The 24,154-nt window shown below is 68.5% G+C and carries 21 protein-coding genes; 11 read left to right on the forward strand and 10 right to left on the reverse strand.

Annotated elements, in window-relative coordinates; all coding sequences use genetic code 11:
- Positions 1-43: 43 nt before the first annotated feature.
- Positions 44-1,192: an MFS transporter gene (locus E0H45_RS33415; RefSeq protein ID WP_131344864.1), complete on the reverse strand. Its 1,149-nt coding sequence runs from the start codon at positions 1,190-1,192 to the stop codon at positions 44-46.
- Positions 1,193-1,247: 55 nt separating this feature from the next.
- Between E0H45_RS33415 and E0H45_RS33420 the strand changes: the two genes are divergently transcribed.
- From E0H45_RS33420 to E0H45_RS33430, 3 genes are read left to right on the forward strand one after another with little or no spacing between them, the layout of a single operon-like run.
- A complete protein-coding gene (locus E0H45_RS33420) occupies positions 1,248-1,706 on the forward strand; it encodes a T6SS immunity protein Tdi1 domain-containing protein (protein WP_131344866.1) in 459 nt (152 codons plus the stop codon).
- Between the two features lie 17 nt (positions 1,707-1,723).
- The gene (locus E0H45_RS33425) at positions 1,724-2,248 is read left to right on the forward strand and encodes a gamma carbonic anhydrase family protein (protein WP_131344868.1); all 525 of its coding nucleotides are present in this window, start codon (positions 1,724-1,726) and stop codon (positions 2,246-2,248) included.
- Between the two features lie 5 nt (positions 2,249-2,253).
- A complete protein-coding gene (locus E0H45_RS33430; protein WP_131344870.1) occupies positions 2,254-2,814 on the forward strand; it encodes a DinB family protein in 561 nt (186 codons plus the stop codon).
- Between the two features lie 278 nt (positions 2,815-3,092).
- Here E0H45_RS33430 and E0H45_RS33435 read toward each other — a convergent pair whose 3' ends face one another.
- Positions 3,093-3,758 carry a response regulator gene (locus E0H45_RS33435; RefSeq protein ID WP_131344872.1) on the reverse strand — a complete coding sequence of 222 codons (666 nt, stop codon included), beginning with the start codon at positions 3,756-3,758 and terminating at the stop codon, positions 3,093-3,095.
- The gene (locus E0H45_RS33440; RefSeq protein ID WP_131344873.1) at positions 3,755-5,407 is read right to left on the reverse strand and encodes a sensor histidine kinase; all 1,653 of its coding nucleotides are present in this window, start codon (positions 5,405-5,407) and stop codon (positions 3,755-3,757) included. The genes E0H45_RS33435 and E0H45_RS33440 overlap by 4 nt, the downstream gene beginning before the upstream one ends.
- A 182-nt stretch (positions 5,408-5,589) precedes the next feature.
- Here E0H45_RS33440 and E0H45_RS33445 point away from each other — a divergent pair, with 182 nt between their 5' ends.
- From E0H45_RS33445 to E0H45_RS33465, 5 genes are read left to right on the forward strand one after another with little or no spacing between them, the layout of a single operon-like run.
- Complete coding sequence (locus E0H45_RS33445) at positions 5,590-6,597, forward strand: Bug family tripartite tricarboxylate transporter substrate binding protein (RefSeq protein ID WP_131344875.1); 1,008 nt, start codon at positions 5,590-5,592, stop codon at positions 6,595-6,597.
- A complete protein-coding gene (locus tag E0H45_RS33450; RefSeq protein WP_131344877.1) occupies positions 6,594-7,106 on the forward strand; it encodes a tripartite tricarboxylate transporter TctB family protein in 513 nt (170 codons plus the stop codon). Before E0H45_RS33445 ends, E0H45_RS33450 begins: the two co-directional genes overlap by 4 nt.
- Entirely contained in the window at positions 7,106-8,614 is a 1,509-nt protein-coding gene (locus E0H45_RS33455) for a tripartite tricarboxylate transporter permease (RefSeq protein ID WP_131344879.1), read from the forward strand. The genes E0H45_RS33450 and E0H45_RS33455 overlap by 1 nt, the downstream gene beginning before the upstream one ends.
- Positions 8,615-8,624: 10 nt before the next feature.
- Positions 8,625-9,059, forward strand: coding sequence for an EVE domain-containing protein (locus tag E0H45_RS33460; protein WP_131344881.1), 435 nt, complete (start codon positions 8,625-8,627; stop codon positions 9,057-9,059).
- 21 nt (positions 9,060-9,080) lie between these two features.
- Positions 9,081-10,382: an MFS transporter gene (locus E0H45_RS33465; protein WP_131344883.1), complete on the forward strand. Its 1,302-nt coding sequence runs from the start codon at positions 9,081-9,083 to the stop codon at positions 10,380-10,382.
- On the opposite strand, the gene E0H45_RS33470 is transcribed toward E0H45_RS33465, so the two are convergent.
- Entirely contained in the window at positions 10,379-10,822 is a 444-nt protein-coding gene (locus tag E0H45_RS33470; protein WP_131344885.1) for a hypothetical protein, read from the reverse strand. The genes E0H45_RS33465 and E0H45_RS33470 overlap by 4 nt on opposite strands.
- 28 nt (positions 10,823-10,850) lie before the next feature.
- Between E0H45_RS33470 and E0H45_RS33475 the strand changes: the two genes are divergently transcribed.
- Positions 10,851-12,164, forward strand: a complete 1,314-nt coding sequence (locus tag E0H45_RS33475; protein WP_131344887.1) for a winged helix-turn-helix domain-containing protein — start codon at positions 10,851-10,853, stop codon at positions 12,162-12,164.
- Here the strand turns inward: E0H45_RS33475 and E0H45_RS33480 are convergent.
- The 5 genes from E0H45_RS33480 to E0H45_RS33500 form a co-directional block, all read right to left on the reverse strand.
- Positions 12,144-13,355, reverse strand: a complete 1,212-nt coding sequence (locus E0H45_RS33480; RefSeq protein ID WP_131344889.1) for an adenylate/guanylate cyclase domain-containing protein — start codon at positions 13,353-13,355, stop codon at positions 12,144-12,146. The genes E0H45_RS33475 and E0H45_RS33480 overlap by 21 nt on opposite strands.
- Positions 13,356-13,416: 61 nt before the next feature.
- The gene (locus E0H45_RS33485; protein WP_131344891.1) at positions 13,417-14,661 is read right to left on the reverse strand and encodes an MFS transporter; all 1,245 of its coding nucleotides are present in this window, start codon (positions 14,659-14,661) and stop codon (positions 13,417-13,419) included.
- Complete coding sequence (locus E0H45_RS33490; protein WP_131344893.1) at positions 14,658-16,022, reverse strand: GH1 family beta-glucosidase; 1,365 nt, start codon at positions 16,020-16,022, stop codon at positions 14,658-14,660. Before E0H45_RS33490 ends, E0H45_RS33485 begins: the two co-directional genes overlap by 4 nt.
- A complete protein-coding gene (locus E0H45_RS33495) occupies positions 16,012-16,596 on the reverse strand; it encodes a YbjQ family protein (RefSeq protein ID WP_131344895.1) in 585 nt (194 codons plus the stop codon). The genes E0H45_RS33490 and E0H45_RS33495 overlap by 11 nt, the downstream gene beginning before the upstream one ends.
- A 27-nt stretch (positions 16,597-16,623) precedes the next feature.
- The gene (locus tag E0H45_RS33500) at positions 16,624-19,776 is read right to left on the reverse strand and encodes a penicillin acylase family protein (protein ID WP_238155478.1); all 3,153 of its coding nucleotides are present in this window, start codon (positions 19,774-19,776) and stop codon (positions 16,624-16,626) included.
- 118 nt (positions 19,777-19,894) lie between these two features.
- On the opposite strand from E0H45_RS33500, the gene E0H45_RS33505 reads away from it, so the two are divergent.
- A complete protein-coding gene (locus E0H45_RS33505) occupies positions 19,895-20,983 on the forward strand; it encodes an aminotransferase class V-fold PLP-dependent enzyme (protein WP_131344899.1) in 1,089 nt (362 codons plus the stop codon).
- Positions 20,984-21,048: 65 nt separating this feature from the next.
- Here the strand turns inward: E0H45_RS33505 and E0H45_RS33510 are convergent, their stop codons facing one another.
- A complete protein-coding gene (locus E0H45_RS33510; protein ID WP_131344901.1) occupies positions 21,049-23,307 on the reverse strand; it encodes a DEAD/DEAH box helicase in 2,259 nt (752 codons plus the stop codon).
- Positions 23,308-23,671: 364 nt separating this feature from the next.
- Between E0H45_RS33510 and soxR the strand changes: the two genes are divergently transcribed.
- Entirely contained in the window at positions 23,672-24,148 is a 477-nt protein-coding gene (gene soxR, locus E0H45_RS33515; protein WP_131344903.1) for a redox-sensitive transcriptional activator SoxR, read from the forward strand.
- Positions 24,149-24,154: the final 6 nt, after the last annotated feature.

Raw genomic sequence — 24,154 nt, forward strand, 5'->3', positions numbered from 1 at the left:
AGGGCCTTTCACATCCCTTTCGACGTACGTCGACGGGCCGCACTCAGCCCAGTTGGCGGCTGACTCGGGGCCTGGCGACACGGCCGGCGACCGGTGCGAGGCCGGCGACGACGACCGCGATGACGGCGACAGCGCCCAGGGCGACCGGCAGCGACCAGGCGGACGAGACCGCGCCGACCGCTGCCGGGCCGATCAGGAAACCGACGTACGCGATCGTGGTCACCGTGGAGATCGCGCCCGCGCGCCGCTCGGGACCTGCCCAGGCGCCCGCCATCCCGATGATGGTCGGCGCGCAGACCGACGTACCGAGGCCGGCGACACCGATCCCGATCAGTGCCGTCCAGGGATTGTTCGCGGTGGCCGCGACGAGCGAGCCGACAGCGGCGACGGCGCCGCCGACGACCAGGAGCTGCACCGGGCGGACCCGCGCCAGCAGAGCGTTGCCCGCGAAGCGGCCGGTCGCGGCCGCTGCGGCGAAGACTGCGGGAGCACTGGACGCGAGGCCGGCCGCGGCGTTCAGCGAGGTGTCGAGATGTACTGCGCTCCAGCTCTGCCACGCATTCTCGACCAGGTAGGCCAGCGCACACAGCACGCCGAACACGAGGAGCACCGGTTCGAGCCTGGTTCTCGGCTTTCCGGTGGGCGTCCTGGGGGTCCCGGTGACCTTGGTTGCTCCCGGCGCGAGGGCGGCAGCCGCCGTGATCACGATCAGCGCCGCCACGCCGGCCAGCACCGGCAGTGCTCCCACACCGGCCGCCCGGAGCCCCGCCGTACCGAGGCTCGCCACCACGACCGCGACCGAGAACATGCCGTGCGCAAGGTTCATCACCGGCCGTCCGGTGTCATGTTCGGCCTGGGATCCGGTCGCGTTGATCGCCACGTCCGTCGCGCCAGAAGTTGCTCCGAGCAACAACAGCGCCGCACTCAGCGTGCCGACCGAACCGGCCAGGGCAGGCAGTACGCCGCAGAGCGCGAAGAGCACCGTCACCACGGGAAGTACGACGCCGCCGTACCGGTCGATCAGGTAACCGGTGAACCGCATCGACACCAGCGCTCCGAGCCCGATCATCAGCAACGCCACACCGAGCTCACCGTCGTTCACACCGGCACCGGCCCGGATCGCGGGCAGGATCGCTCCCCACGCGCCCCAGAACAGACCGAACGCTGCGAACCCGGCGACTGGTTTGAGCATCCGCTCACCCTAGTTGGATCCGTGGGTGGCCCTCGTTCGCGCCTAGGCTCATGACATGGAGCTGACCCGGTCGTTCTCGGACGAGCAGTACGCGCGTGCGCTCGAGTCCTGGACCTTCCTCGAACTCGACGGGTTGGTGCCGATCTTCACGTCGCCGTTCGGGGACGTGTTCTTCCAGGCGGCGGACGGGTTCTGGTGGCTGGACACGCTCGAGGGGACGCTGGAGCTCACCTGGGCGAGCGCCGACGAGTTGCGTGAAGAGCTGAACACGGAGGACGGCCAGGATCAGTACCTGCTGGCCGGCCTGGTATTCGGCGCCGCGAACCAGGGCGTCGTACCGGGTCCTGATCAGGTCTACTCGTTCACCCATCCGCCGCAGCTCGGCGGCGAGCTCACGCTCGACAACGTCGAGGTCCTGGACTTCGTGGTGTCGCTCAACATCCTCGGGCAGATCCACAGCCAGATCCGCGACCTGCCGCCCGGTACGCCGATCTCGGGGATCACGATCAGCTGAGCATTAGGGTGTGGCGCATGCCGCTGTACTCGTTCGAAGGTAAGCGTCCGACCGTCCACCCCGACGCGTGGATCGCGCCGACCGCCACGCTGGTCGGCGACGTGGTCGTCGAGGCCGGGGTGTCGATCTGGTACGGCGCGGTGATCCGGGCCGACCTGGGCACGATCACGATCCGCGCCGGGGCGAACATCCAGGACAACACGGTCATCCACGTCGGCCACAACGGCTGCGAGATCGGCCCGAACGCGACGATCGGCCACCAGTGCCTGGTCCACGACTGCACGATCGGCGAGCAGGCGCTGGTCGGAAACGGCGCGATCGTGCTGGACGGCGCCGTCGTCGGCAAACGCTCGTTGGTCGCCGCCGGCTCCACGGTCACGCCGGGCGCGGTCATCCCGCCGGAGTCGGTCGCGATGGGCAGTCCTGCGAAGAAGATCATCCCGCTGGACGGCACCGCAAAACTCTTCGTCGACCACAACGCCGCCGTCTACCACGCCCTGGCCGAACGCCACGCCGCAACCGTCGAACTCATCGAGGACTGACGTTCATGATCGACGAGTTCGCCAAGGGTTACCTGCACGACAGCCTGCGGTGGGTGCGCGAATCGCTCCTGACGAAGGTCGATGGCCTGTCCGAGTACGACGTACGCCGCCCTCTCACCCATACCGGAACCAACCTCCTCGGCCTGATCAAGCACCTCACCATCACCGAGGCCCGCTACCTCGGAGAGATCTTCGACCGCCCGTACGCCGACCCGCTCCCGAGCTTCACCGACCCCGGCTACGCGAACCGCGACCACCTGTGGGTCACCGAACACGAATCACGCGCGCAGATCCTCACCAGCTACCGCCGCGCCTGCGAACACGCCGACGCCACCATCGACGCACTCCCGATCGACGCCCGCGCCACCGTCCCGTGGTGGCCACGACCCGACGTGATGCTGTTCAACGTCATGGTCCACGTCCTCACCGAATCCAACCGCCACGCAGGCCACGCCGACATCCTCCGCGAACAACTGGACAACACCACCAACAACGATCCAGACACCGACTGGACCACCCACCGCGCGCGAATAGAACGCGCCGCCCGAGCCGCCGACCCCCACTGATCCCGCTGATCCCGCCCCCGCTGATCCCACCCGGCCCGCCCGAACCCACCAACCCGACGGCCGCTCCCCGCATTTGCTGGGTAGGCCACCGAATTTGCTGGGTCAGCCAGTCAAGTGCGGGGTTCCACACCCTGGTTCAGGGTGTGGAACCCGGCATTTGACTGGCCCACCCAGCAAATTCGGATCGGCCGAGGGCGGGTGGGTTGGCCGGGTGGGTTGGGCTGGCGAGTGGGGTGGCCGAGGGCGGGTGGGGTGAGGCTTGAGGTGGGGGTGGGGGCTCAGCTTCGCCAGGTGTAGCGGCGTTCGGGGCGGCCGGTGGTGCCGTAGCGGAGGGTTACTTCGGCTTGGCCTTGGGCGGCCAAGAACTCGAGGTAGCGGCGGGCGCTGACGCGGGAGATGCCGACTTTCTCGGCGCACTCGGCGGCGGAGAGGTTGTCCGGGGTGGCACGGAGGGCGGCAGTGACGAGGTCGGCGGTTTCCTGGCTGAGGCCTTTGGGGAGCCGGTTGACCAACTGCCGCGCAGGGGCCAGGACCCGGTCGACGTCGGCTTGCGAGGTGACCTGGTCGGGCACGCTGGCGCGGCGGCGGGCGTACTCGCGGAGCCGCGCCCGGAGGTCCTCAAAACCGAAGGGTTTCAGCAGGTAGTTCACGACGCCCTGCCGGACGGCGCCGCGGACCGCGTCGGCCTCGCGGGCAGCCGTGATGACGAGGATGTCGACGTCGGGCTGGACGGCGCGCAGGCGGGCGATGAGGTCGAGGCCGAAGACGTCGGGGAGGTAGAGGTCCAGCAGAACCAGGTCAGGAGAAAGGTCACCGAGCGCCGCCACGGCCTGGTCGCCGGAGTTCGCCGTACCGACGACCTCGAAGCCGTCCACGCGGTCGACGAACCCGCGGTGGATGCGGGCGACCATGAAGTCGTCGTCGACGACCAGGACCGTGATCATCGGGCTCCTTCCGGCGTGCGTTGGGTGGACATCCGGGCGACGAACGCGGCCCCGCCCTCGGTCAGGTTGGTGACCGCCACCTCGCCGCCGCGGCGCCGGCAGATCAGGCGGGTCATCGCGAGGCCGATGCCGCGCTCCCCCTCGGCCGCGGCCTTGGTGGTGAAGCCGTGCGCGAACACCTCCTGCGCCAACTCGGGTGCGACGCCCGGTCCGGAGTCACGGACCACGATCTCCACGCTCGTCGCGTCCTGCCGGAGCTCGACCTCGACCCACGCGGGCGACAGCGGCGTACCGGACTGCGCCGCCGCGTCGACGGCGTTGTCGACCAGGTTGCCGAGGACGGTCGCGATGTCGGCGGACAGCGCCGGATCGAGGCGCAGCAACGTGGTCCGCTCGGACACCCGGAGCTCGACGCGGCGTTCGGCCGCGAGCGAGGACTTCGCCATCAACAGGGCGGCGACCGTGGTGTCGTGGACCCGACGGGTCACGGTCAGGTCGAGCGATTCACGATAGCGGTTGAGCGCGCCGACGTAGGTAACCACTTCGTCGTACTCACCAATCTGGATGAGCCCCGAGATCGTGTGCAGCTGGTTCGCGAACTCGTGCGTCTGCGCTCGCAGCAGCTCGGCGGACGAACGGAACGATCCGAGTTCACGCTCCAGCTGCGCCAGCTCGGTCCGGTCCCGGAGCGTGGTGACGGATCCGAGCGACCGCCCGTCCTTGGTGACACTCATCCGGTTCATCACGAGCACCCGCCCACGCCGTACGACGACCGCGTCGCGCGCCTCGTCCTCGCCGGCCAGCACGTCCCGCAGCCGTCCTTCGACGCCCAGCTCCCGCAAGGACTTCCCCACCGCGTTCGAAGGGAGATCGAGCAGTCGCCGGCCGACGTCGTTCACCAGCGTCACGCGCAAATGCGGGTCCAAGGCAACAACTCCCTCGGCAAGCCCGTACAGCATGGCTTCCCGGTGCTCCGCCAGCCCCGCGATCTCCCGCGGTTCGAGCCCGAGCGTCTGCCGTTTGATCCGCCGGGCGAGCAACCACGACCCGAGCAGCCCTAGTACACAGGCGATTCCGAGATAGATCGCCAGGTACGACGACGCGCCGCGCAACCGCTGCAGTACGGACGGAGCGCGCTCACCGACCATCACGGTCCCGATGTGGTCGCCGAGGCTCCCGTCCGGGGTGCCGTTCGCGTTCCGGCCCTCGCTGAGCACCGGGACCTGGGCAACAAGCTCCGTCCCGCCGTCGCCGCGCAGCTCACCGGACCAGCCGCGACGCTTGTCGCCCGCCTGATCACCGTAGGTGAGATCGCTTCCGATCAGGGTCGGATTGGTTGCCGCGATCACCTTTCCTTCGGAGTTGGCGACGGTGATCGAGGTGACGCCGGACTGCGCGAGGCTGGTCTGCAGCGCGGGCGCCAGCATCTCCGCGGGCGCCGGGTTCCGGATCCCGAACCGTAGCGCCGGGCTCGACGACAACTGCTCGGCCAGCAAGGTGACCCGGCGGCCTTCGACCCGGTTGAACGTGGCGGCCGACTGCGCGAGCGAGACCGCGGCGACAGCGACAAGCACGATCACCACAATCGCCAGCTGCAGCACCAGCAGCTGGCCGGCCAGCGTCGGCCTACGTCCTAGTCGTACCGCCATGTTCACCTCCTCGCACGTCCTGCCGCATGATCACCGCTCCAGCGGCCAAGTGCCACACTTCAACCAGGTTCCGCCCGTGACCACAATGAACTCAACCACCGCTGCGGCCACAACGCAGACGTCCCCACCACCGGAGGTCCACGATCACTGCCACGTGAACCACTCCCGAAAGGACTCCGCCGATGAGGTCTAGGCCGATGCTCTGGGTCACCACGGCGCTGGTGGCGCTGGTGACCGCGACCGCCTGTGGTGCGACCGCGGAAAAATCCGACACATCGAACGCCGACAGCGGAAAGCCGGCCACCGGCCTGCGGCTGATGGTGCCGAACACCGCGGGCGGCGGGTACGACACCACCGCCCGGACCGCCGCGAAGGTGATGGAGGACGCGAAGATCGCGACCGGTGTGCAGGTGTTCAACCTGCCCGGCGCCGGCGGCACGGTCGGCCTGCAGCGGATCGTGAACGAGAAGGGCAACGGCAAGCTCGCCATGCAGATGGGGCTCGGCGTGGTCGGCGCGACGTACACGTCGAAGTCGAAGGCGACGCTCACCCAGACCACCCCGATCGCCAAGATGATCGAGGAGGCCGGCGCGATCGTGGTGCCGAAGAACTCGCCGTACAAGACGATCCAGGACCTCGTCACCGCCTGGAAGGCGAACCCGAAGGGGCTGGCGGTCGGCGGCGGCTCGTCGCCGGGTGGACCGGACCACCTGCTGCCGATGCAGCTCGCACAGGCCGTGGGCATCAACCCGAAGGATGTCAACTTCGTCTCGTACGACGGTGGCGGCGAGCTCCTGCCCGCGCTGCTCGGGAGCAAGATCGCGTTCGGGGCCAGCGGATTCGGCGAGTTCCTGGACCAGGTGGAGAGCGGTCAGGTCCGCGTACTCGCGGTGACCAGCGAGAAGCCGATCGACGCACTCAAGGACGTGCCGACGCTGAAGGGTTCCGGGATCGACCTGGTGTTCACCAACTGGCGCGGCATCGTGGCGCCGCCGGAGATCGGCGACGCGGACAAGAAGGTCTGGATCGACGCGCTGACCAAGATGCACGACTCGCCGCAGTGGAAGGCCGAACTGCAGAAGCACGGCTGGACCGACGCGTTCGTGACCGGTGACGAGTTCGGCACGTTCCTCACCGAACAGGACAAGGCCGTCGCCGAGATCCTGACGAAACTGGGTCTGGCGGCATGAGTACCGCCGAGGCTCCCCAAGAGGCTCGGCGGGACACAGCGCAGTACGGAGTGTGCGGGTTCCTGGCGGTGGTCGGCGTCCTGGTGATCGTCGACGCCGCCCGGATCCAGCACATTGCCAACAGCAACGATCCGATCGGCCCGAAGCCGGTCCCGATCGTGCTCGGCGTACTGCTGCTCGTGGTCGCCGTGCTGTACGCCGTCGACGTCGCCCGCGGGGGCACCGGTGCGGCCGAGGAAGGTGAGGACGTCGACGTCACGTCGGCCGTCGACTGGCGCACCGTACTGCTGCTGATCGCCGCGTTCGTGGTGAACCTGGTGCTGATCGAGCCGCTGGGCTGGGTGATCAGCGGGACCCTGCTGTTCTGGGGTTCGGCGTTCGCGCTCGGCAGCCGGCACCACATCCGGAACGTGTTCATCGCCGTCGCGCTGTCGCTGATCACGTTCTACGCGTTCGCGATCGGGCTCGGGGTCAACCTGCCGGCCGGCGTACTGCAAGGGATTCTCTGATGGACAACCTGACGAACCTGCTGAACGGGTTCGGCGACGTCTTGACGCCGATCAACCTGTTGCTAGCACTGCTAGGAGTCACGGTCGGTACGGCGGTCGGCGTACTGCCCGGGATCGGGCCGGCGATGACGGTGGCGCTGCTGCTGCCGATCACGTACGGACTCGAGCCGGTGCAGGCGTTCATCATGTTCGCCGGCATCTTCTACGGCGGCATGTACGGCGGCTCGACCACCTCGATCCTGCTGAACACGCCCGGCGAGTCGTCATCGGTGGTGACGGCGATCGAGGGCAACAAGATGGCACGAGCCGGACGGGCTGCGCAGGCGCTGGCGACGGCCGCGATCGGGTCGTTCGTGGCCGGGACGATCGGGACGCTGCTGCTGGTGCTGGTCGCGCCGCAGGTGGTGAAGTTCGCGATCAGTCTGGGTGCGCCGGACTACCTGGCGATCATGCTGCTCGCGTTCGCCGGTGCCACCTCGGTGCTCGGGTCGTCGCGGATCCGCGGGTTCGCGGCGCTGCTGCTCGGGCTGGTGATCGGGCTGGTCGGGATCGACAAGGTCACCGGCCAGCAGCGGCTGACGCTCGGGATCCCACAGCTTGCCGACGGCATCGATGTCGTAGTGGTTGCCGTTGGCATCTTTGCGGTCGGCGAGGCGCTCTGGGTCGCGGCGCATCTGCGGCGGAACCCGGGCACGGTCATCCCGGTCGGGCGTCCGTGGATGGGCAAATCGGACTGGCGTCGCTCGTGGAAGCCGTGGCTGCGCGGTACGGCGTACGGCTTCCCGATCGGTGCGCTGCCGGCCGGTGGTGCGGAAATCCCGACTTTCCTCTCGTACGCGACCGAGAAGAAGCTGTCCAAGCACCCGGAGGAGTTCGGGCACGGCGCGATCGAGGGCGTGGCCGGACCGGAGGCCGCGAACAACGCGTCGGCCGCCGGCACGCTCGTCCCGATGCTCGCACTCGGTCTGCCCACGAATGCGACCGCAGCGGTGATGCTGGCCGCGTTCACGTCGTACGGCATCCAGCCCGGACCGCTGCTGTTCCAGCGCGAGCCGAAGCTGGTGTGGGCGCTGATCGCGAGCCTGTTCATCGGCAACCTGTTCCTGCTGCTGCTCAACCTGCCGCTCGCGCCGGCCTGGGCGAAGCTGCTGCAGATCCCCCGCCCGTACCTGTACGCCGGGATCATCTTCTTCGCCTCGATGGGCGCGTACGCCGTGAACGCGCAGCCGCTCGACCTACTGCTGCTCCTGGTGCTCGGTCTGCTCGGGTTCGCGATGCGCCGCTTCGGGCTGCCCGTGCTGCCGCTGATCATCGGCGTGATCCTCGGACCGATCGCCGAGCGGCAGGCCCGGATGGCGCTGCAGCTGTCCAACGGCGACGTCTCGGGGCTGATCGGCGGTCCGGTCGCGTACGTGATCTACGCCGTGATCCTGCTGATGATCGCCTGGCCGCTGATCGCCAGACTCCGCCGGAAAATTATGACGAAAGATGTCGTATATACCGGCTGACAGTAGATCCATGAACGATCTGCACAGAGCCTGGCTGGGTGTGGTCTCCGCGGACCACACCCAGCGGGCCGTCGAAGGCGGTTTCATCCAGCTCAACCACGGCAAGCGGTACGGCGTCGCGCGGCTGCGCCAGGGTGACGGGTTCGCGATCTACTCGCCGACCGAGAAGTATCGCGACAAGACACCGCTCCGGGCGTTCACAGCACTCGGAGTAGTCGCCGACGACGCGCCGTACCAGGCCGAGCCGATGTCGATGGGTGAACGCGGCACGATCCAGCCGTGGCGGCGGCGGATCGAGTTCCTGCCCGTCCACCGCGCGGCGCTCCGCGAGGTCGATCTGAAGCTGACCCGGGCGCCGAACTGGGGCTACCAGCTCCGCCGCGGCCTGGTCCCGCTCGAACCGGACGATTTCGAGGCGCTTCGGGAGGTCATGTCAATTTCGTGAGGTCGCGTCCGACGTAGGGGTATGACGACGACATTCAGGCGGTTGCTGATCAACACGTTGGTGGCGAACGTGACGACCACGTTCCTGAGCTTCGGCTTCGCCTTCTGGGTCTACCTGGTGACGCATTCGGTACTCGCCGCGTCGCTCGTCTCCGGCGTCTCGATGCTGATCGGCGCCGCCTCCGGCACCATCTTCGGCGCGGTCGTCGACTCGCACCGCAAGAAGACCGCGATGGCGCTGTCCACCTCGATCACCGGCGTCGCCTTCGCACTCGCCGGCATCCTGTACGTCGCCGTCGGCCGGCAGCTCACCAACTGGCACGGGCCGTGGTTCTGGGCGTTCACGCTGCTGGTCCTGATCGGCAGCACGGCCGGCCAACTCCGCAGCATCGCGCTCTCGACCGCCGTCACGTTGCTCGTCCCGGCCGACCGCCGCGACAAGGCGAACGGTCTCGTCGGCACGGTCAACGGCGTCGCGCACCTGATCACCAGCGTCCTCAGCGGCCTGTCGGTCGGTTTCGTCGGCATGGGCGGCACGGTCGCGATCGCGGTCGTGTTCACCGCCGCCGTACTCGTCCACCTGCTGCTCGCGATCCACCTCGACGAGCCGCGGCCCGAGCACCACGAGCGGACCCGGATCGACATCCGGAGCGCGTGGCAGACGATGCGCGCCGTACCCGGACTGCTTCCGCTGGTCCTGTTCAGCACGTTCAACAACCTGATCATGGGCGTCTTCATGGCGCTGATGGACCCGTACGGCCTGAACCTGTTCTCGGTCCAGTCCTGGGGCCTTGTGCTCGGCATCACCAGCATCGGATTCATCGCCGGCGGTGCGCTCGTGGCCCGCTTCGGGCTCGGCCGTTCCCCGCTGCGGCTGCTGATGCTGGCGAACGTGGGGATCGCGGTGGTCGGTCTGGGTACGGCGGCGCGCGAGTGGCAGTCGCTGCTGGTACTGGGCATGTTCGGCTTCATGCTGGTGATCCCGATCGCCGAGGCGGCCGAGCAGACGATCCTGCAGCGGATGGTCCCGTTCGAGAAGCAGGGCCGCGTGTTCGGGTTCGCGCAGAGCATCGAGACCGCGTCCACACCGATCGCCGCCTTCGCCATCGGCCCGGCAGCGCAGTTCCTGCTCATCCCCTACATGGACTCCACGGCCGGCCGCACCACCTTCGGCTGGCTGCTCGGCGACGGCCAGGCTCGCGGCATCGCCCTCGCCTTCGTCGCCGCAAGCCTCCTGATGCTGATCGTCGTACTCCTGGCCTTCCTGAGCGCCGCCTATCGCCGCCTAACCCTCAGCTACGAGTCCCAACTGGTGCCTGCCTAGTCGGTGAGCGCATGCAGATCCCGAGCGAAGGCGTCGAGGTCCTCCGGCGAGAGGACCAACGTCGTCTCGACCGTCCAGGGCCGGTGCCGGAAACCACCACCGTCCTGCAGTTTGATCCAGAGGACGAAGTGGTCCGGGCCCAGCGCCGGTCGGGGGCCACGGACGAGTTCGAGCCGCATCCCGCTGGACAACCCCCAGACTGCGGAGGAGTTGTTCCAGTCACGCCAGGTCGCGACAGCCTGGTCGAAGAACTCAACCAAGCCGGCGTAGTCCTGGTGGAGGTCGAGCCTGCTGGTTGCGGTGAGTTGCCGGATCCGAAGCTCGGCCTGCAGGTACCGGCGCTTCTCTCGACGCAAGTGCTCCGGGGCTCTGTCCGACGGCCACCGAACGGCGGTCAGCCGGAGGTACTCGTCTGGCTTTCCGATCGTGATGGACTTCATAGGCCCAGTGTCGCGCTATGTTCGACGAATGGCGGCCGTTGGAGATGAGGTCTCGCGGGCTGAGGCGCGGCGGATTGCGTTGGGTGCGCAGGGGTTTGGGGAGCCGCGCGGGCGTGGTGATGTGCGGCGGGCGATCGGGCGGGTCGGCGTACTGCAATTGGACTCGGTGAATGTGTTGTGCCGATCGCATTATCTGCCGGTGTTCTCGCGGGTGGGGAACTATTCGCGGGCGGCCCTGGACGAGATGAGTTGGGGCGCGGACCGGGAGTTGTTCGAGTACTTCTGGGGTCACAAGGCTGCGTTGCTCCCGTTGACGACGTACCCGTTGATGCGGTGGCGGATGCGGGCGGCTGAGCGGCAGGTGTGGGACGAGGAGCTGAGCCCGGACGTGACCGCGCCGTGGTCGGTCGTCGCGGGAATGCGCCGGCTGACGGCGGAGCGGCCCGGGTACGTCGACCAAGTCCTGCAGCTCGTGACGGAGCAGGGGCCGCTGACCGCGGGCGAGGCGAGTCCGGACGGCGTACGGCGCAAGCGCACCGATGCCGATCCGGATCCGACGACCGGCAAGATGTGGAACTGGCAGGACGCGAAGATCGCGATCGAGTACCTGTTCTGCACGGGCCAGGTGACGATCGCGGGTCGTCGGCACTTCGAGCGGATCTACGATCTGACCGAACGCGTGCTGCCCGCCGACGTACTCAACGCTCCGGAGCCGACCGCCGCCGAGGCTCGCCGGGAGCTGGTCCGGATCGCGGCGCGCGGTCTGGGGGTCGCGACGCTGAAGGAACTTTGCGGCGGCAGCGGCCAGGCGCACTTTCCGTTGCCTGCAGCAACCGGTCGCGAGGTGATCGGTGAACTGGTCGAGGCGGGCGACCTGGTCCCGGTCCGCGTCGAGGGCGTGAAGCAGCAGGCGTACCGCTGGCACGAAGCGAAGGACCGCCCGATCGATGCGCAGGCGCTGCTCTCCCCGTTCGACCCACTGATCTGGAACCGCGACCGCACCGATCACCTGTTCGACTTCTTCTACCGGATCAGCATCTACACCCCCGCCCCACAACGCATCCACGGCTATTACGTCCTGCCGTTCCTCCTCGGCGACCAACTGGTCGCCCGAGTAGACCTCAAAGCCGACCGCCAAACCTCAACGCTCGTCGTCCCCACCCTCACCCCCGAACCAGACGCCCCCGACTTCACCGAGCAACTAGCCACCGAACTCCACCTGATGGCGGACTGGCTCGACCTCGACCACATCCGGATCACCGCCACCGGCCCTGTCGGCCGCGCTTTGGGCCAGGCCCTCTCCGGCGCAACTCAGAACCGGTCACGCCCGCGGGCCAAGTAAGAGCCAGGCGGGCGTCGGGCCCTTGCCCTTCAGGTCGATCACGCCGCGCTCCTCGAAGCGGTACCGATCACACAGGCGGTCGTAGACCCGTGACGAGACCTGGATCGAGCCGGGCACACCATGGCTCTCCAGCCGGCTCGCGGTGTTGACCGTGTCACCCCACAGGTCGTAGCTGAACTTGCGCTGCCCTATGACGCCGGCGACGACCGGACCGGTGTCCATGCCGATCCGCAACTTCACGGTGTCGAGGCCGGTCAGCCTCTGGCTGACCTCCACCATGGCGAGCGCCATCTCGGCGACAGCCTCGCAATGATCGTCCCGCGGCGTCGGAACGCCACCCGCCACCATGTAGGCGTCGCCGATGGTCTTGATCTTCTCCAGGCGGTGATCATCGGCAAGCCGGTCGAAGGCGGTGAAGACCTGGTCGAGCAGCTTCACCACCTCCTCCGGCGGTAGCCGGACCGCCAGCGGCGTGAAGTCCACGATGTCGGCGAAGAGCACGGTCGCCTCGGAGAACCGGTCGGCGATGACCCCGTCGTGGCGCTTGAGACGGGTCGCGACAGCGGCGGGCAGGACGTTCAGAAGCAGGCGTTCCGACCGTTCGTGCTCTCGATCGCGCTCTCGGACGAAGTACCGCAGGAGCAAGTAGGCGACCAGCGACGGCCCCGTCACGTTCGCGACGAAGAACGCGGTCTGCACGCCATCGGGAATCGCGGTCGGCTCGAGCAGCGGATCGATGGCAGCAGATACGGCCAACAGGGCGAGGTATCCGGCGAACCAGCCCACCGCTCCGCGGCCTCCAACGAACAGGACCGCGCCGAGCGACGGCCAGAGACCCCAGAGCGACACGGCGCTCGAGGCGGCGAACCCGCCGAGCGACCACTGGAGGGCGAAAGGGAGCAGAAGCATGAGCGTCAGCTGGAACGTCCGGAACGGGACGTAGCGCCGCGTCCGCGCGAACCAGACCAGCGAAGCGATCGTCACGACGAGATAGCCCGCGGGAATCAACGTCGGGATCGGCAGACCGAGAGCGAGGTACGTGACCACCCACAGTGGCGTGAGGACGCAGATGAGGGACGTCGACAACACGAGCGTCGATCGCCGGAGGCGTTCGTCCTCGGCGTCGCCGTCGACGGTGCCGAGCGCTGCGAGCCGCTGGATCAGCGGCGATCGCTCCCGGCGGTTCGTCATGGTCCGGTCACGCCTCTCATCGTGACAGGAGCGCGCGGCCGCACGCCAGGGTCCGGTTGTCCTAGCTGACGGAGCGGATTCGGGTGACGAGTACGCCGGCCAGGAGGGTTACTGAGGAGGCCAGGAGGTAGAGGACCGGGTAGCCGCCCAGGTGTTTCACGATCGGGGCGGCGATGGCTGGGGCCAGGACCTGGGGCAGGGAGTTCGCGATGTTGATGACGCCGAGGTCCTTGCCGCGGTTGCGGGCGTTCGGGAGTACCTCGGTGAGCAGCGCGAAGTCGACGGACAGGTACACGCCGAAGCCTGCGCCGAGGATGATCGCCCCGAGGATCGCACCCGGCCAAGTCGGCCAGAAGGCGAGTACGACGCCGGCCGCGGCCATCACCCACCCGGACGCGGTGACGAACACCTTGCGCCGTCCGGATCGGTCCGACCAACGGCCGAAGGTGATCGCGGTTACCAGCACGCACACGCTGTAGATCGCCGTCAGGATCAGTACGCCGGTGTCCGCGTCGGCGATGCCGACCTCGTCCTGCAGGTAGTAGAAGAGGTACAGCGTCCCCAACGCATTGCCCACGTTGAACAGGAACCGCGTCAGCCACGCCCACCCGAAGTCCGGGTAGCGCCGCGGGCTGATCCAGAAGCTCTTCACGAATTCGCCGAACACAAAGGCCGGTCGCTCCGTCAACGTCGCATCGCCGCTCCGAAGCACGTACGGCACGACCGACAGCAACAGGAAGACGGCGCAGGCGACGTACCCGAGTGTGATGCTGTTGAAGGCCGCCGCGAGCGCCGTCCCGACCAATGCGCCCAGGACTTGGGAGATGGCGACCCATCCGCCGACGGAGCCGCGCTGCGCAACAGGGACACGGTCGGGTACGACGGCTGTGGCCGCGGCGAGCAATGCGTTGCCGAAGAGCTGCATCAGGCACCAGCCGATCAGCATCAACGCGATCACGTGCGCGCCCGACAGGATGCCGAGGCCGATCGCGCCACCGACCGCACCGGCGACCACCCACGGCACCCGGCGCCCGTAGCGGGACGTGGTTCGGTCGGAGATCGCGCCGAAGGCCGGGTTCGCGACCACCGAAACCGCCGCGCCGACTCCGGTCACCAACCCGAAAACGAATTCCTTGTTGCCTGGAGCAACAGCCTCGGACTGCTTCGCGAGCAGCACCTGGATCGGCCCCAGCCAGGCCGCGAACACCCCGACGTTCGCCAGTACGACGGCCGCGGTCCAGCCACCCCGCACCCGGACAGTCGGTTCCGCCAACGCGGACGGCACCACGCCCGGCTCGGGAATCATGGCCGGCTCTGAGCGATCACATCACGCAACCAGTGGTACGACGCTTTCGGCGTCCGCTGCAGCGTCTCGAAGTCCACGTGCACCAGCCCGAACCGCTGCGAGTACCCGGCCGCCCACTCGAAGTTGTCCAGCAACGACCACTGGAAGTACCCGCGAACATCGATCCCGTCGTCCATCGCGGCCTTCAACGACCGCAGATACCCGTCCAGGTAGTCGATCCGGCGCTGGTCGGACACCACTCCGTCGACGGGCTCGTCGTTGATCGCGCACCCGTTCTCGGTGATGTAGATCGGCGGCAGCTTGTCGCCGTACCGCTCCTTGAAGATCCGCAGGGTCTCGCCGAACGCGTCCGGCACGATCGGCCAGCCGAAGTCCGTGGTGGGGTACCCGGGCAACGTCCGCGGCTCGAACGGTAGGCCCGGCGGCAGCAGCACGCCGTCGGTGGCCGCGGTGTCGGCCTGCCCGGTGGCGACGCCGACCGAGACCGGCGCGTAGTGGTTGATGCCGAAGAAGTCGAGTGGTGTCGAGATGACCGCGAGATCATCGGCGACCGGGCCGGGCATCGCGTCGCCCATGCCGGACGGGTACTCCCCGAGCAGGATCGGATCGGCGAACAACCAGTTGATCAGGTTGTCGTACAGCACGGCCGCTTCCTTGTCCTCCGCGCTGTCGCTCGCGGGCCAGGTCGGCGCGTGGTTGGACGCGATGCCGATGGTCGTGGCGCCGGCCGCCCGCAGCGCCTGCACCGCGCGACCGTGGGCGAGCAGCTGATGATGCGCGACCGGGAGCGCGTCGAAGAGCAGCTCCTTGCCGGGGGCGTGCGCACCGAGCGAGTAGCCCATCAACGTCAGCACCATCGGCTCGTTGATGGTGATCCACATCGGCACCCGGTCCGCGAAGTGCGCGGCCAGAATCCCGGCGTACTCCGCGAACCGGTCGGTGATGTCGCGGGACAGCCAGCCGCCGGCGTCCTCGAGCGGTTGCGGGGTGTCCCAGTGGTACAGCGTCGGCGCCGGCTGGATCCCGGCGCCGAGCAGCGTGTCGATCAGCCGGTCGTAGAAGTCCAGGCCGGCCGCGTTCCCCGGCCCGCTCCCCGACGGCTGGATCCGCGGCCAGGAGAACGAGAACCGGTAGGTGTCCACCCCCAGCTCACGCATCAGCGCGACGTCCTCGGCGTACCGGTGATAGTGGTCGCACGCGACCGCGCCGGTGTCGCCGTCGAGGATCCGGCCGGGCTCGGCGCAGAACGTGTCCCAGGTGGAGGGACCGCGGCCGTCCTCGGCCACGGCACCCTCGATCTGGTACGCCGACGTCGACACCCCCCACCGGAATCCGGATGGGAACGTGAGGTCAGCTGTCATTCGCATCATCCTCGTCGGGCTTCGTGTCGGTCGGCCGCGGCGGCTCGTTCTTCCGGACGACCACCGCCGTGCCGTAGGCGGCCACCTCGCTCATGGTCTGCGCGATCTCGTTGCAGTCGAACCGCATCGCGAGGATCGCGTTGGCGCCCATCTGCTGCGCCATCTGGCACATCCGCATCACGGCGACGTGCCGCGACTCGGCCAGCATCTGGGTGTACTCCGGCACCTCGCCACCGCCCAGCGACCGGAAGCTCGCGGTGAAGTTCGACCCGATGTTGCGGCTCCGCACGGTCAGCCCGAAGACCTCGCCGAACACCTGCTCCGCGGTGTACCCGGGCAGGTCGTTCATGGTCGAGACCAGCACCGGGTACGGCGACCCCTGCGGAGCGACATGCGGCGCCGTGGGCTGGGCCGGCTGCTGGTAGCCGCCCTGCTGTCCGTACCCCTGCTGCGGCGGCGGGCCCTGCTGGTACCCCTGCTGCTGCGGCGGACCTTGGTATCCGGGCGGCGGGCCCTGCTGGTAACCGGGCTGCTGCGGCGGATACGGCTGGTTCGGGGGAAAGTTCTGGTTCATGCCCTAATCCTGACAGGCCCTGGGGTATCACCATCTGAAGACTTGCAGCTCAAACAATGAATACCCGTACGACGTCGCGCGCTGCGTCCCCGTCACCCGCACATACCGGGCCGGCAGGGCGCCGAACCGGACCACGTCCTCCCCGCCGTCCCCGGCCGTCGTCGCGTACACCTGCTGCCAGGTCGACCCGTCCCGCGACACCTCAACGCGGTAGCCCTTCGCGTACGCCGCCTCCCACCGCAGCACCACCCGGCTGACGGTTTGCTCGTTGCCGAGGTCAACCTTCAGCCACTGCGGATCGGACCAGTCACTGGCCCACCGGGTGTCCAGCTTCCCGTCGACCGCCTGGGCCGGCGGAGAGTTGTACCAGCCCTTCTCGTAGCTGCTCGCGGTCGCCGTCTTCCCGGCCGCCAGGTTGCTGACGTCGTCACCCCGCTTCGCCGGGAACTCGACCACCTGCTGGTACGTCGGCCTGTTCACCCACGCGATCCGGTCCTGGGTGATGCCTCCCATCGGGTTGTGCGCGATCTGGTCGGCGCAGAACTGGTCGCCCGCCGCACAGTCCGCGGTCGCCGGGTACGTCGTCGAGGCCGGCACCTTGGTTGCCGCCAGCAAAGTCTCGGTGAGGACCGACCGGCACGCGGCCAGCGCTCCACCACCGCAGTACGTCACCGGCTGGGACGCCTGCACCGGGTCGCCGAGCACCTTCCGGAGATCCCGCTGGACGAAGCCCCACCAGCCGCTCTGGAACGCGGATCCCTGCGCGCTCGGCCGCTCGTCGATCTTCAGGTTCGCGACCAGGGCGCCGTACAGGTCGGGGCCGAGGTCCTTGAACTCGGCTGGGACGAGCAGCGGCCACCAGGCGTCGAGGATCCGGATCGCGTCGGCGTTGCCGTACGTCTTCGAGGACGCGTTCGGAGTCTTCCGGTGCGCGCCGGCCTGTTCCCAGGCGGTCAGCTTCGCGACCGCATCGGCGACGGCCGGATCGGTGATCGGTGCTGACTTGAGGACTCTCAGGAGGTAGGGCAGGACCTGGTCGCCGCGGAGGTCGACCGTGGCCGCATCCTCCATCGCCTCGACCAGCTTGCCGCGGGTGAACTTCTGGCCGTTGTCGATGACCGCTTTGATCCGGTCGTCGAGCGGCTGACTCCGGTAGACCGCGTTGTAGCCCCACTGCCCGTCCGACGCGGAGAACCCGGGCGCCTGCTTGTTGTTCCAGCTGGTCAGGTAGTCCTGGTTCACCACCTGCGGATGCTGGGCCGGCGGTGTGTACGTCGCACGGTTCGTGACCGGGTTCCAGCCCTGCCACTCGTACGAGCTCCAGCTCGGCAGGTTCGGGTCGGCGCCGTCCGCACGGACCGGGTTGTCGCCGGAGTTGAAGTACGCGATCGAGTTCTTGTCGGTGTAGAACCAGTTGAACGTGTACCCGATGTTCGCCGCGGCCTTCTGGAAGTCGGCGGGCGAGTGGATCTTGTCGGGATCGTTGAACTGCATGAACCCGAGCGCCGACCCCGCCTCGTTGCCGTACGTCGACCGGTTCTTCGTGAACAGCACCGGTTTTCCGCCGACCGTTCCGCGGTGCGTGACAATGCCGTACTTGGTGCGCAGGGCAACCAACGTGTACGACCCGGCGGGCTCCGACGAGCCGAGGCTGGAGTACCACGCGTTGTGCCGTTCGAGCCGCTCGATCGGCACGCACTGGCCACGGAAAACGTAGTACTGCGAAGTCTTGGTCGGCGTCCCGCCGTTCGGCTCACACAGCGGTACGGCGAACGTGTCGGTGATGTCCTGCCCGGCGGACGTGGCGCTCCACGAGTAGTCGGGCCCGCGGCCGATCAGCGTGTAGAAGTTCAGGCCCGCGAACGCGATCCCGCGCGAGCTGACCCCAGGACCCTGCAGTTCCTGGCGGAGCAGCAGTTGCGGGGCGAAGTACCCGGTCTGCGGGCCGTAGACGGCGATCGGGTTGCCGGACTGGGTGTGCGCGCCGGAAACCAGGAGGGCGTTCGACATGCCCTTCTTTCCGAAACCTTCCGGAAAGAGTCCGCCGTCGAAGATTCCGCGCAGACTGTCCGAGCCCTTCGGCGCCGGCTTCGCGGTCGCCGTCTTGTCGGCCGTCTGGTCGACCACCTCGGGCTCCGGGGTGACCGAGCCGCGGTCCGGCAGCGCCCGGCCGGCCGGGTTCGGGCCGGTGGTGCCGTACGGGAAGGTCGCGCCGTTGTGCACCGTCGTACTGGCTTCCGGGTCGTTCTGGGAACGGAACGACTCCCACACCTTGGTGCCCTGGGCAACGCCGTACTTCGCCTGCGCCTCGAGGAGCGCGAGCGCGGACGTGACCTCGGCGCCGCCGCCGGTGCCGAAGATACCCGCGACCACGGCCGCAGTGGCCACCACGTCGGTCACCTTCCAGTGCGGCGTCGGCCAGTCGAGACCGAGGGCGACGTACTCACCGGGGTACGCGATGCCGACCGTGTCGATGTAGTGGTTGACGCCGTCGACCCAGGCCTGGATGTCCTGCTGCATCTTCAGGCCGTCGGCGCCGTACAACTCGTCCGCGTCGTCGAACTGCCGCTGCAGATCCGCTTCGGTGTACGGCGCGGTCCGCCAGAACTCCTGCTCGAACTCGCGGTTCGCCGCCGCACCACCCGCGAACGGGGTCAGCTGGCCACGCCCGAGATGCCGGAACACGTCCATCACGAACAGCCGGTCCTGCGCGCCGGCGTACCCGGCGCCGAACATCGTGCCGAGCCTGGTGGTGCCGGTGATGTGCGGGATGCCGCGCGACTTGTCGCGGACGATCGTGACATCACTACGCGGCTTGACGGTGCTTGCCACGTCATCCGGTTTCACCCCGAACGACGAGTCGTCGTAGTACGGCGCGAGGCCGGCATCGGTGATGCCCTGCGAGTTCCAGACCAGGTCCTGGTACGGCTTCACCGTGTCGCTGAAGTGGGCCGGCCGGACCCCTAACGCCTTGAAAGCAAGGAGATCCGTGAACGTCGCGTTGCCGTTCTGACCCGGCGGCAGGATGTCGCGACATTGCTCCAGGCAATAGTCACCGGGGCTCGCGGCAACGGCTTGCGGGGCCGCTTGGGTGGGCGCGGGCACGGCCGCGAGGACGGCGGTGACAGCTGCCGCGGCAAGCGTCGTACGAAGGCGGGTTCGGAGTGCGGGGCGGGGCACGGTTCCCTCCTCAGGTCGGTAAAAGTGAGAATGACTCACGAGTAGCTTCGGGTCAAGATCTCGACTGCTCTCAGACTCTCGCCAATTGCTGTCCGTCACCACTACGCTCGGCAACACAATGAGCATCCACGATCGTTATCGGTTGAGTGTGGTGATCAACGCCAAGGGGACGTACACCCCGCTGGGGGTGTCGAGGAGCTCCGACGGGGTGGCGGCAGCCGTCGCACAGGCCTTGCCTGAGTTCTTCGTGATGGACGAGCTCGGAGACCGCGCCAGCGAAGCCATCGCCCAAGTGACCGGCGCCCAAGCGGGCGCCGTTGTGCACTGCACCGCGGCCGGCATCACCCTCGCAGTCGCAGCCACGATGACCGGCGGCGACCCACGACGTACGGCGGCGTTGCCGGACGCAACGGACATGCACAACCGCGTCGTCCTGCCGGCCTGCCACGTGGTCGACTACGGGCACTCCAACCTGCAGGGCATCCGGCTGGCCGGTGCGCAGGTGGACCTGGCCGGCGACGAGGACGGTTGCACGATCGCCGACCTGGAGACCGAGCTCGACGGGCCCGACATCGCCTGCCTGATGCTGGTGTCGTCGCGGTTGACGGCTGGCGAGCCGATCGACCTGGTCGCCGCGATCCGGGCCGCGCACCGTCGCGGCGTACCGGCGATCATCGACGGGGCGGCGCAGTTCCCGCGGATCGCGGACCTGCTCGCGACCGGCGCGGATCTGGTGCTGGTCAGCGGGCAGAAGTACCTCGGCTCGCCGACCGCCGGGATGGCGGCCGGGAGCTGGGCGTTGGTGCAGGCGCTGCGGGCGCAGGAGAAGGGCATCGGGCGGGTGATGAAGCCGACGAAGGAAGCGATCGTCGGCGTCCTCGCGGCGCTCGAGGAATGGCAGGCCTTCGACCGGGTGAAGTGGGAGGCCGACGAGCTCGCCAAGGTGGATGAGTTCGTCGCCGCGGTTGCGCGGATCCCCGGTGTCACGGCCGAGGTGGTCCCGGACCCGACCGGCCTCCAGGTATCGCGGGCCCTGCTGAGGGTCCCCGACGCCAAACGCCTCGCCACCGAGCTCGAGGCCGGCACGCCGCCCATCTACGTGATGACCGACCGCATGGCCGACAACGAGCTGACGCTGGAGCTCATCCCCCTCGACGCCGAGGAGATCGCAACCGTCCTAGCCCGCCTGTGGGCCGTCCTCACCTGAGGCGCTACACACAAAACGGTGGGCTGACACAGGCTATTTCCTGTGTCAGCCCACCGTTTGTCGGATCAGTGCTGGTAGGACTTTCCGTCGGTACGACGGCCGCCGTTGCCACTGCGACGCGGGCCGTTGCCGCCCCGGCTGTCGTGGCCGCGCCCCGGACGGGTGCTGCCGTAGCGCTTGCCGCCGCCGCCCTTGTTGAAGCGCTGCGGCTTCGGGGCCGGAAGCTTCACCGGGTAGCCGGACGGCTTGCTGCCGCCGGTCAGCTCGGTGACCAGCTCGTCGCCCGGACGGGCCCGAACCGGATCGGCCTTGACGCCGGCGGACTCGGCCATCCGGATCATCCCGCGGCGCTGGTGCGGCAGAAGCAGGGTGACGACCGCGCCCTTGCCGCCGGCACGCGCCGTACGACCGGCGCGATGCAGGTAGTCCTTGTGCTCGGCCGGCGGGTCAGCCTGGACGACCAGAGTGACATCGTCGACGTGGATACCGCGGGCCGCGACATCCGTTGCCACGAGCACCGGAACCGAACCGTCCTTGAACTGGTCCAGCGTCCGGTTCCGCATGCCCTGGGTCAGGCCGCCGTGCAGAGCCGCCGCCATCACGCCGCGGTCCCGCAGCTGCGTTGCGATGCGGTCGGCGCCCAGCTTGGTCCGGACGAACACGATGGTCCGGCCGTCCCGGCTGGCCAGCTCGGCAGTCAGCGACTGCTTGTGCGCCGGCTCGATCACGAGCAGGTGGTGCTCCATCGTGCTGACCGAGGCCTGCCCCGACTCGGTCGAGTGCTGCACCGGGTCCTTCAGGTAGGTACGGACGATCTTGTCGACGTCGTTGTCCAGCGTCGCCGAGAACAGCAGGCGCTGGCCTTCCGGCGGCGTCATGTCGAGCAGCGTGGTGACGGCCGGCATGAAGCCCATGTCGCACATGTGGTCGGCCTCGTCCAGTACCGCGACCTCCACGGCACCCAGGTCGGCCGCGCCCTGCTCGCACAGGTCGATCAGGCGGCCCGGGGTCGCGATCAGCAGGTCGACACCGCGACGAAGCGCGTCGATCTGCTTCGGGTACGGGAGACCGCCGGCGATCAGCTTCAGCGACACGTTCATCACGTGCGCGAGCGGCTCGAGGGCGTCGTGCACCTGCATCGCGAGCTCACGGGTCGGCACCAGGATCATGCCGCGCGGGCGGCGGGACTCGGTGTGACCGCCGGACAGCCGCATCAGCGTCGGGAGACCGAAGCCGAGCGTCTTGCCGGAGCCGGTCTGACCGCGGCCGAGCACGTCCTTGCCGGCCAGCGCGTCCGGGATGGTCGCGGCCTGGATCGGGAACGGCGTGGTGATCCCGTCCCGGGCCAGCCGCTGCACGAGCCGCGGCGCGAGCCCGAGGGCCGCAAACTGGTTGTCGTCAGCAACAGTACCGAGATCCACCGGCTGTTCCGCCTGCTCACTCCGCCGGTCGTCCCGGTTGTTCACTCGTTCGTCCCTCCGATAGCTCTTGTCGTCCCGCCCGAACCGCGGACGGTCATCCTTGCTGTACTGCGAACGCTCATCGCGATCGAACCGCGACCGGTCGTCCCGGTTGTACTGCGGCCGGTCGTCGCGGTTGCCCTGCGGCCGGTCGTCGCGGTTGAAGCGCGGACGCTCGGTCCGCTCACCCTGCGAACGGTCGTCACGCCGGTACGACGAACGGTCGTCGCGGTTGTACGACGGGCGGTCGTCGCGGTTGTACGACGGGCGCTCGTCCCGGTTGAACCGAGGACGCTCGTCGCGGTTGCCCTGCGAGCGGTCGTCGCGGTTGAAGCGCGGACGCTCGTCGCGGTTGCCCTGGGAACGGTCGTCGCGGTTGAAGCGCGACCGGTCGTCCCGGTTGTACTGCGGCCGGTCGTCGCGGTTGCCCTGCGAACGGTCGTCACGGTTGTAGGACGGACGCTCGTCGCGGTTGTACGACGGGCGGTCGCCCCGGTTGTACGACGAACGATCGTCGCGGTTGTACTGCGGACGGTCGTCGCGGTTGTAGCGCGCGCGGTTGTCCTGGGCGCGGTCGTCGCGGCGGAACGCCGGACGGTCGTCGCGGTTGTTGCGCGCGCCGGAGCGGTCGTCGCGGTTGTACGGCCGGTCGTTCCGCTCGTCGCGGTTACGGTCGGTCGAGCGCTGGCCACGGTCGGAGCGGGGCTGCTCGGAGCGGTACCCCTTGACCGGCGTGCTGTCCGTGCGTGGTGCGACATAGGCCGGGTCCGCCGCGAGGCGTTCACCGTACGACTGGTTCTGGTGTTTCTTGTGCCGTGGCTTCTTGATCCGCCCGTCGGCGGACTCGGGGTCGTGCTGGGTCACGCAAACTCTCTCTCGGATTCACGGACGAATTGCCGGATCGCAGCCGCACGCGAGCGCCGGTCACGAACATGACCGGACAGCAACGTGCTCAGCAGGAGACGGGCATCGACCTGCGGGTGCTATCGCGTTGCACCCATGTCGCCGGACTTTCAGCGGATGCCGAAACCGACGGGTCGGAGCGCCTGGGAACATCTCTGGTGACGCGACGCGCGCACCGACACCCCAAAAGTATAACCGATCGTGACCGCACCCCCGACCATGCACCCGTCCACGCACCCCGCCCGCCAGACCACCCACCCGACTGGTCTTTCCCCGCACTTCAAGGGTGGTTGAGTTTTTGGGACGGGGTTCTAGGGTGGCGGGTATGGGTGAGGAGAACGTCCCCAGCAAGGAGCATTGGCTCTCGATCGGGGAGATCGCGCATCGGTCCGGGGTGGCGGCATCGGCGTTGCGCTTCTACGAGGATCAGGGCCTGATCGCGTCCCGGCGTACAGCCGGTAACCAGCGGCAGTACCAGCGCAGCACGCTCCGGCGGATCGCGTTCGTGCAGGCGGCGCAGCGGGTCGGTCTCGCGCTCGCGGAGATCAAGGAGGCGCTGGACTCGCTCCCCGAGGACCGTACGCCGACGCGCGCCGACTGGAGCAAGCTGTCGAAGACCTGGCGCAGCCGCCTCGACGAACGCATCGACGAGCTCGAACGCCTCCGCGACGACCTCGACTCCTGCATCGGCTGCGGCTGTCTCAGTCTCCAGCGCTGCAACCTCTACAACAAGGAGGACCGCCTCTCCACCCGAGGCCCCGGCGCCCGCCTCCTCAACGTCGGCATCCCCGGCGAGGCTTAACCACCG

This window comes from Kribbella soli (genome assembly GCF_004331345.1).
In the GTDB taxonomy this organism is placed as follows: Bacteria; Actinomycetota; Actinomycetes; order Propionibacteriales; family Kribbellaceae; genus Kribbella; species Kribbella soli.

Coding starts and splice junctions, on each gene's coding strand:
- E0H45_RS33415 (WP_131344864.1), bottom strand. CDS start 1,192: ATGCTCAAACCAGTCGCCGGGTTCGCAGCGTTCGGTCTGTTCTGGGGC.
- E0H45_RS33420 (WP_131344866.1), top strand. CDS start 1,248: ATGGAGCTGACCCGGTCGTTCTCGGACGAGCAGTACGCGCGTGCGCTC.
- E0H45_RS33425 (WP_131344868.1), top strand. CDS start 1,724: ATGCCGCTGTACTCGTTCGAAGGTAAGCGTCCGACCGTCCACCCCGAC.
- E0H45_RS33430 (WP_131344870.1), top strand. CDS start 2,254: ATGATCGACGAGTTCGCCAAGGGTTACCTGCACGACAGCCTGCGGTGG.
- E0H45_RS33435 (WP_131344872.1), bottom strand. CDS start 3,758: ATGATCACGGTCCTGGTCGTCGACGACGACTTCATGGTCGCCCGCATC.
- E0H45_RS33440 (WP_131344873.1), bottom strand. CDS start 5,407: ATGGCGGTACGACTAGGACGTAGGCCGACGCTGGCCGGCCAGCTGCTG.
- E0H45_RS33445 (WP_131344875.1), top strand. CDS start 5,590: ATGAGGTCTAGGCCGATGCTCTGGGTCACCACGGCGCTGGTGGCGCTG.
- E0H45_RS33450 (WP_131344877.1), top strand. CDS start 6,594: ATGAGTACCGCCGAGGCTCCCCAAGAGGCTCGGCGGGACACAGCGCAG.
- E0H45_RS33455 (WP_131344879.1), top strand. CDS start 7,106: ATGGACAACCTGACGAACCTGCTGAACGGGTTCGGCGACGTCTTGACG.
- E0H45_RS33460 (WP_131344881.1), top strand. CDS start 8,625: ATGAACGATCTGCACAGAGCCTGGCTGGGTGTGGTCTCCGCGGACCAC.
- E0H45_RS33465 (WP_131344883.1), top strand. CDS start 9,081: ATGACGACGACATTCAGGCGGTTGCTGATCAACACGTTGGTGGCGAAC.
- E0H45_RS33470 (WP_131344885.1), bottom strand. CDS start 10,822: ATGAAGTCCATCACGATCGGAAAGCCAGACGAGTACCTCCGGCTGACC.
- E0H45_RS33475 (WP_131344887.1), top strand. CDS start 10,851: ATGGCGGCCGTTGGAGATGAGGTCTCGCGGGCTGAGGCGCGGCGGATT.
- E0H45_RS33480 (WP_131344889.1), bottom strand. CDS start 13,355: ATGACGAACCGCCGGGAGCGATCGCCGCTGATCCAGCGGCTCGCAGCG.
- E0H45_RS33485 (WP_131344891.1), bottom strand. CDS start 14,661: ATGATTCCCGAGCCGGGCGTGGTGCCGTCCGCGTTGGCGGAACCGACT.
- E0H45_RS33490 (WP_131344893.1), bottom strand. CDS start 16,022: ATGACAGCTGACCTCACGTTCCCATCCGGATTCCGGTGGGGGGTGTCG.
- E0H45_RS33495 (WP_131344895.1), bottom strand. CDS start 16,596: ATGAACCAGAACTTTCCCCCGAACCAGCCGTATCCGCCGCAGCAGCCC.
- E0H45_RS33505 (WP_131344899.1), top strand. CDS start 19,895: ATGAGCATCCACGATCGTTATCGGTTGAGTGTGGTGATCAACGCCAAG.
- soxR (WP_131344903.1), top strand. CDS start 23,672: ATGGGTGAGGAGAACGTCCCCAGCAAGGAGCATTGGCTCTCGATCGGG.